This window comes from Arthrobacter sp. UYNi723, from assembly GCF_054057635.1.
The window spans coordinates 45,058-51,881 of record NZ_JBSRZM010000028.1; the positions used below are offsets into that span (position 1 = coordinate 45,058).

Below are 6,824 nucleotides of genomic sequence, written 5' to 3' on the forward strand. Positions count from 1 at the left end.
GTCCTCCCGCAGCCCGAAGTTGGCTCGGTCAGGCGGTTGTAGGCCGCCTGCCCGCCAGCGCTGCCAGGGCGTCTTCCGCCTGCCGGCAGGCCAGACCCAGCCGCTGCCCGGTCTCCGGCAGCGAGAACAGGTACCCCTGCAGCGAATCGCAATCCAGCGCGGTCAGGTAGTCTGCCTGCACGGCGGTTTCGACGCCTTCGGCGGTGACGGTCAGGCCCAGGCTATGGGCCATGTTGATCATGGAGCTCAGGATGGGCAGGCGTTCCTGTCCCGTCCGGACCATGGACACAAACGCTCGGTCGATCTTGACGGTGTCCACAGGCAGGTCCTGCAGCCGGCCCAGCGACGAATAGCCCGTGCCGAAGTCATCCAGCGCCACCCGGACGCCGGCCTCGCGCAGGCTGCTGAGCTGCCTGATCAGTCCGCAGTCCGGGTCGAAAAACACGCTTTCGGTGACTTCCAGGACCAGCTGGTAAGCGCCCACGCCACAGGCAGCGGCCAGGCGGAGGACGCCTCCGGCAAAAGCCGGTTCCTGCAGCTGCACACCGGACACGTTGACCGCGAGCGACCGCGACAGGTCCTCGCGCAGCCAAGGCGCCAGCTGCACCAGGCTGAGCCCCATCACTTCGTTGCCGATCTCGCCGATCAGGCCGCTGCGCTCCGCCATCGGGATAAAGACCGACGGCGGGATGCGCTCGCCGGCGTGGTCCCACCGCGCCAGGGCCTCGAACTGGACCATTTGCCCGATCCGCGGGGAGACAATCGGCTGGAAGGCCACCGAGATCTCACCGCGGGTGACCGCGAGCTGCAATCCCGCTTCCATCTCCGTCCGCTGCACCAGCGCAGTCATCATGTCCGGATGGAAGCGCAGGAAACGGTTCTTGCCGGCAGCTTTGGCCGCGTACATGGCGATATCCGCCTCACGAAGCAACTCGGAAGCGACCATCGTATCCTTGCCAATGGAGGCGAGCCCCAGGCTGAGGCTCGGCCGCAGCGCCGTGCCGTTGATGGTCACGGGCACATGCAGAGAGCGGACGATGCATTTGGCAATGGCCTCGGCGTCGGGGCAGGCCATCAGCAGCACCACAAACTCGTCGCCCCCGAGCCGGGCCACCACGTCGGCCGTGGGGACACAGCCGCGCAGCCGGCGTGCCACTTCCACGAGCATGTCATCGCCTGCCTGGTGGCCAAGGATGTTGTTGACTTCCTTGAAGTTGTCGAGGTCGATCAGCAGGACATCGACGGTCTTGAGGCGTGGTTCGGTGAGGGCCGCCGTGAGGGCCTGGTTGAACACCGCCCGGTTGGCCAGCCCGGTCAGCGGGTCCTGGAACGCAAGTGCTCTCAGCTGTTCCGCCTGCGCGGCCAAATCAGTCAGGGCCCGCTCGGCCTGCTCCTGCGCCTGCCTGCGCGGAGTGACATCCCGGAAGCTCCACACCCGGCCCGCGATCCTCTCACCAACCCTTTGGGGCCGCGAGTACCTTTCAAAGGTCCTGCCATCCTTGAAGTCCAGCACGTCGTGGCTTTCTGCCGCAGGGTTCTCCACAACCTCGGCGATCCTTGCCATGAAGGCCTCCGGGTTGGCAACCTGGGAGATGATCAGCCGCATGATGGGCACTTCGGTGTCACCGTCCAGGAGTTCCGGCGGGATGCCCCACATTTTCAGGAACTGGTCGTTGAACCCGGCAACACTGCCGTCCGAGCTGATCACCAGGATGCCGTCCGCGGTGGATTCGAGGGTGGCCGTCAGCAGTGACATGGCCTCGAGGAGGTCAGCGTCAGCTCCCTTCCGGTGTTCCGTGCTCCGGACTGAAACCAGCAAAACCTGCGAGCCGCCGTCGTCCAGCAGTGAGCCTGCCACCTCGGCGGAGAACTCTGTGCCGTCCCGGTGCAGTCCGTACACTTCACGCGGCGGCAGCGGTTTATCGGGCTGCGCTTGCAGGTGCTCCTGAAGAAGCCGCGTTTCGCTCCGGAACCCCTCCGACAGGAGCAGCCAGTGGTCGCTGCCGATCAGCTCAGCGCGGGTGTAGCCGAACAGCTTGCTGGCGGCCGCGTTGGCCATTTTGATGGTGCGGTCCGCGTTGACAGCGAGAAGCGCATCCGGGCTGGCATCAAGAAGCGCGCGGAAATTTGGCGCGCCCAAATCCTTGTTCTGCCGCTTGGAACCCCCCATGCGCTACCACCCCCACGCACATCATAAAGTGCAGGTTGTGATCGCCGTACGAAAATGCGTCACTTTTGAGACGCTGTTGGGAATGGAGGCCCGGGAATTCGCGCTTCGCTTGGTCCGTAGCGGTGAAAACTGGCTAAGAGTTACGCATTCCCGTCATTCCGGCGCTGGCCCCGGCCCCGGAAACGACACTGACAGCGGCACCGGCATTGGTGCCCAGCCCGCGGACCACCCAGCCCTCCGCCTGCCAGGCAGCGGCGTCGAGCACATTCCTGGCGTCCAGGATCACCCGCCGCCGCACCAAAGCGCCCGTAGCGGCAGGGCTCAGGCGCCGGTATTCGTCCCACTCAGTAAGGAGGAGCACCAGTTCGGCACCCTCCAAGGCCCGCGTTGCGGAGGCTTCGAACCGCAGCTGCGGATACCGCAGCCATGCGTGGTTCACGGCCTTCGGATCGGTCACCGTCACGTGCGCGCCGGCCGCTGCCAGCCGGGCCGCGACGTCCAGGGCGGGGGAGTCGCGGATGTCATCGGTCTCGGGCTTGAAGGAGGCTCCGAGGATGGTGATCGCGCGTCCGGAGAGCGCGCCGCCGCACAGTTCCCCGGCCAGGGACACCGTCCGGGTCCGCTGGCGGACGTTGATGGCGTCCACCACGCCCATCCAGTCGTTCACCGGGTCCACGCCCAGAGCCGCGGCCTGGCTGCGGAGGCTGCGGATGTCCTTGGGCAGGCACCCGCCGCCGAAGCCCAGCCCGGCATGCATGTAGCGGTTCCCGATCCTCGGGTCCATGCCCATGGCCTCGCTGAGTTCGGCCACGTCCGCGCCGGACGCGTCGCACAGTTCGGAGATGGCGTTGATGAAGCTGACCTTGGTGGCCAGGTACGCGTTGGCGGCCGACTTGATCAGTTCAGCCGTGGCAAAGTTGCACACCAGGCGCGGAATGCCGGCGTTCAGCAGCGGCTCATAAACGGCATCCAGCGCAGCCGTCACGGCACGCGGCGCCCCGGTCTTGGGGTTGAAGGCCGCGGCGCGTCCGCCCGCCACACCGTAGACCAGCCGGTCCGGCACCAGCGAGTCCTTCACTGCTGTGCCCTGCCGCAGGAACTCCGGGTTCCAGCCCAGCTGCACGTCCGGCCGCCCCGCGAGGACGCCCTGGAGCATGTCCACCGTGCCCACGGGCACCGTTGATTTACCGACGACGACGGCGCCCCTCGCCAGGTGCGGGAGCAGCGCCTCGGTGGCGGAAACGAGGAAGGTGAGGTCGGCGCCGTCGGACGTCTTGGACTGCGGCGTCCCGACGCACAGGAAATGGACCTGGGCGCCGGCGGCAGCGGCGACGTCGGTGGAGAACGTGAGGCGGCCGGTGCTGCGTCCGTCGCGGAGCAGTTCGTCCAGGCCGGGTTCGAAGAAGGGGGCCTGGCCGCGGCCCAGCTGGTCCACTTTGGTGGCGTCCACGTCGATGCCCACCACGGTGTGGCCCATGGACGCGAGCGTGGCGGCGTGCACCGCGCCGAGGTAGCCGCAGCCGATCACCGATATTTTCACAGGGACGCTCCACTCTTGGTTTCGACTGGCTCAACCACCGGGCGGCGGCTCTTGGTTTCGACGGTTTCAGCCAACGGCTCTCCGGCGATTACTGATTGGTACTGACGCACCAGCTCGGCGCTGAGCACCGGCCACGTCCGCGCCTGGACCGAGGCGTGCGCTGTCGTGGCGAACGCTCGGCGCTTGGCGTCGTCGCCCATCAGGTCCATCACCCGGGCCCGGAAGCCGGCCAGGTCGCCGGGCTGGTACAGCCAGCCTGTACGGGAGTTTTCCACCAGGTCCAAGGGTCCGCCGCGGCCCGTGGCCACCACCGGTACCCCCGATGCCATGGCCTCCTGGATGGTCTGGCAGAACGTCTCGAACTCGCCGGGATGGACAAAAAGGTCGAAGGACGCCACCGCCTTCGCCAGCTCCTCACCGCCGAGGAACCCGGTGAACACGGCGTCCGGCAGGGCTTCCTGCAGGGCGGACTTTTGGGGTCCGTCGCCCACAATCACCAGCTTGGTGTTCGGGACGTTGGCGAGCGCGGCGAGGTCCTCTACCTGTTTTTCGATGGCCAGCCGGCCGACGTAGCCGATGATCCGCTCACCCCCGGGGGCAACCGTTGCCCGCCACCTGGCGTCGCGCTTTTCCGGCGAAAACCGCGCGGTATCCACACCGCGCTTCCACATGCCCACCCGCGGAATCCCGCGGCCGCGCAACTGGTTCAGCGCGAAGGTGGACGGCACCAGGGTCCGGGTGGCCAGCAGGTGGATATTCTCCACCCGGTTCCACGCCCAGTTCTCCAGGAACGGCACACCATAGCGTGCGGCGTAGCTGGGAACCTCGGTCTGGTAGATGGCTATGGTGGGGATCCCCAACTGATGCGCGGCCTGCACTGCCCGCCACCCGAGGATAAACGGCGATGCGAGGTGGACGACGTCGGGTGCGTAGTCGGCAAGGATTCGCTTGACCCGGTACACACCGCCCATCGCCACTCGCACGTTGGTGTAGCCAGCCAGCGGAACCGCGGGAACCCGGTGCACCGTCGCGCCGTGAACCACCTCGGCCGGCCCCCCGAACTCGGCGACAGCATAGGTGGAAGGGGCGATGACCAGGACGTCGTGGCCCTGGTCCTCCAGGTGTTCAAGCACCCTCAGGATGGAGTGGGTCACTCCGTTCATCAGCGGCAGGAATGACTCGGCAACAATTGCGATCCTCACCCCTCCACGGTGGGCGCGGCGCCTGTCGGGGCGGGGTCACCTGGGTTGAGTCGAGGGAAAGGTTGGGTTAACAGATCAGCGCTTGGGGTCAGCCGTCTTCGCCGTGCCGCAGCACGTCCGGGAGTTCGTCCACATAGACCGTTTGCGGCGGCTCGAAATAGATGACCAGCACTTCGTCACCGACCGCAAAGACGCTTGTCTTGTCGAAGGGGTGGGCGTGGAACGCGTTGGTGCCGCCCCGGTAGGGCAGCATGACCTCGCCGAGGGTTCCGGGGCCAATGCGCCCGGTCACGCGGCCGATCTTGCCGGTCAGGCTCCGGTCAACGTTTCTATGCATCGGGGCCTTTCGCGGGGCGCTTGCCTTCCCGGCTGTTCTTCAGTGCCGAGGACAAGGCAGGAAGGTAGTCGCCCACCTGGGCCAGGATGCCGCCCAACATCTTATTGACGCCCTCGCCGCCGTTTAGCACGGTCATCTGGCCCACATGGGAGAAAGGCTCGGCCGCTGCGGCGATGATGGCCGGCATGTTTTCGGCCAGCTGCTGCGAAATGACGGCGTCCTGGTTGGTCCCGAGTGCTTCGGCCCGCGCCTTGATGCCGTCTGCCTCGGCCAGCGCCTTGGCCTTGATGGCGGAGGCCGCGGCGTCACCGCGGGCCCTGGTGGCAGCGGCTTCGGCCTCGCCGGTGACCTTCGTGGCTCCGGCCGCGGCCGCCGCGGCAGTGGCGTTCGCCTGGGCCTGCAGCTCCGTCCGGCGGGCGTTGGCCTGGGCCTCAAGTTCCGTGCGGCGGGCCAGCGCTTCGGCGGCGCTGATGTCCGCCGCCTTCTGGCCCTCCGCGTCTGTGCGTTTGGCGTACGCCTTGGCGTCGGCGGGCTTCCGGACCGTGGTCTGGAGCTTCTGCTCCTCCCGGTCCGCCTCAAGCTTGGCCACTTCCGTTTCCTGGACGACGACGTGCTGCCGCGCGGTCGCATCCGCCAGCGGTCCCGCCTGGGCGGCCTCGGCTTTGGCCCGCTCGGCGTTCGCCTGCGCCACCGACTGCCGGATGGCCGAAACGCTCTGCGCGTCCGCGATCATTGCCGCCGCCTCGGCTTCCTTCTCGGCCGCCTCACGGTTCCGCGTGGCTTCCGCGATCCGGGCCTCCATTTTGACCTGGGCAATGTGGGGCTTGGCGATGTTCTGGATGTACCCCGTGGGGTCCTGCAGGTCCTTGATCTGCAGCGAATCCACCACCAGCCCCAGCTTCTCCATTTCCACTCCGCTGGCGCTGCGGACCTGGGACCCCATCTTGTCCCGTTCGCGGATGATCTCTTCAACGGTCATGCTTCCGATGATGGACCGCAGGTGGCCCTCAAAGACGTTGTAGACCTGGCTTTCCATTTTGGGCTGCTGGCCCAGGAAACGCCTGGCCGCATTTGCGATAAACGGCGGGGCGTCACCGATTTTGTAAATTACCACGCCTTCCACAATCACCTGGATGCCCTGCCAGGTCACGCAGGAAACCTTTAGCTCCGTTTCATTCAGCGTCAGGGAAAGCGTGCGGACGGTCTGCAGGCCCGGAAATACCAGGGCGCCCTTTCCGGTGACAATCTTGAAGTCCATTCCGGCCCGGGTTTCCAGGGTTCCGCGGGTCAGGCCGGAGATGATCAGGGCCTCATTGGGCTCCGCCACTTTCCACATCAGTTTGATGGCCCCCCAAACAAAGCCGACCACCAGCATTGCCCCGATAATCGCGGCAAGAAGCGGGAAGAATGCTGACAGATCCGGCATGACGAGGTCCTTTCGCGCGTGCGGAACAGGCCTCCCAGGAAAGCCCCAATAATGGCAGCTGCTCAGTCCCTGCCGGTATTGCGTGTCTCCAATTCCGGCTAGCCGGCCAGCTGTTGTAGACAGTCTGGTTGGCGCCCGCCCAAGAGTCC

General features: G+C 66.5%; 5 protein-coding genes. All 5 read right to left on the minus strand.

Annotated features, from left to right (window positions below; all coding sequences use genetic code 11):
- Positions 1-28: 28 nt before the first annotated feature.
- The 5 genes from ACVWY0_RS18400 to ACVWY0_RS18420 all read right to left on the minus strand — a co-directional run bounded on the left by ACVWY0_RS18400 (position 29) and on the right by ACVWY0_RS18420 (position 6,675).
- Positions 29-2,170 carry a putative bifunctional diguanylate cyclase/phosphodiesterase gene (locus ACVWY0_RS18400; protein ID WP_485837949.1) on the minus strand — a complete coding sequence of 714 codons (2,142 nt, stop codon included), beginning with the start codon at positions 2,168-2,170 and terminating at the stop codon, positions 29-31.
- Positions 2,171-2,303: 133 nt separating this feature from the next.
- Positions 2,304-3,710, minus strand: coding sequence for a UDP-glucose dehydrogenase family protein (locus ACVWY0_RS18405; RefSeq protein ID WP_485837950.1), 1,407 nt, complete (start codon positions 3,708-3,710; stop codon positions 2,304-2,306).
- A complete protein-coding gene (locus ACVWY0_RS18410) occupies positions 3,707-4,912 on the minus strand; it encodes a glycosyltransferase family 4 protein (RefSeq protein WP_485837951.1) in 1,206 nt (401 codons plus the stop codon). Before ACVWY0_RS18410 ends, ACVWY0_RS18405 begins: the two co-directional genes overlap by 4 nt.
- An 88-nt stretch (positions 4,913-5,000) precedes the next feature.
- Positions 5,001-5,249: a hypothetical protein gene (locus ACVWY0_RS18415; protein WP_485837952.1), complete on the minus strand. Its 249-nt coding sequence runs from the start codon at positions 5,247-5,249 to the stop codon at positions 5,001-5,003.
- Positions 5,242-6,675 carry a flotillin family protein gene (locus tag ACVWY0_RS18420; protein ID WP_485837953.1) on the minus strand — a complete coding sequence of 478 codons (1,434 nt, stop codon included), beginning with the start codon at positions 6,673-6,675 and terminating at the stop codon, positions 5,242-5,244. The genes ACVWY0_RS18415 and ACVWY0_RS18420 overlap by 8 nt, the downstream gene beginning before the upstream one ends.
- Between the last annotated feature and the right edge of the window lie 149 nt (positions 6,676-6,824).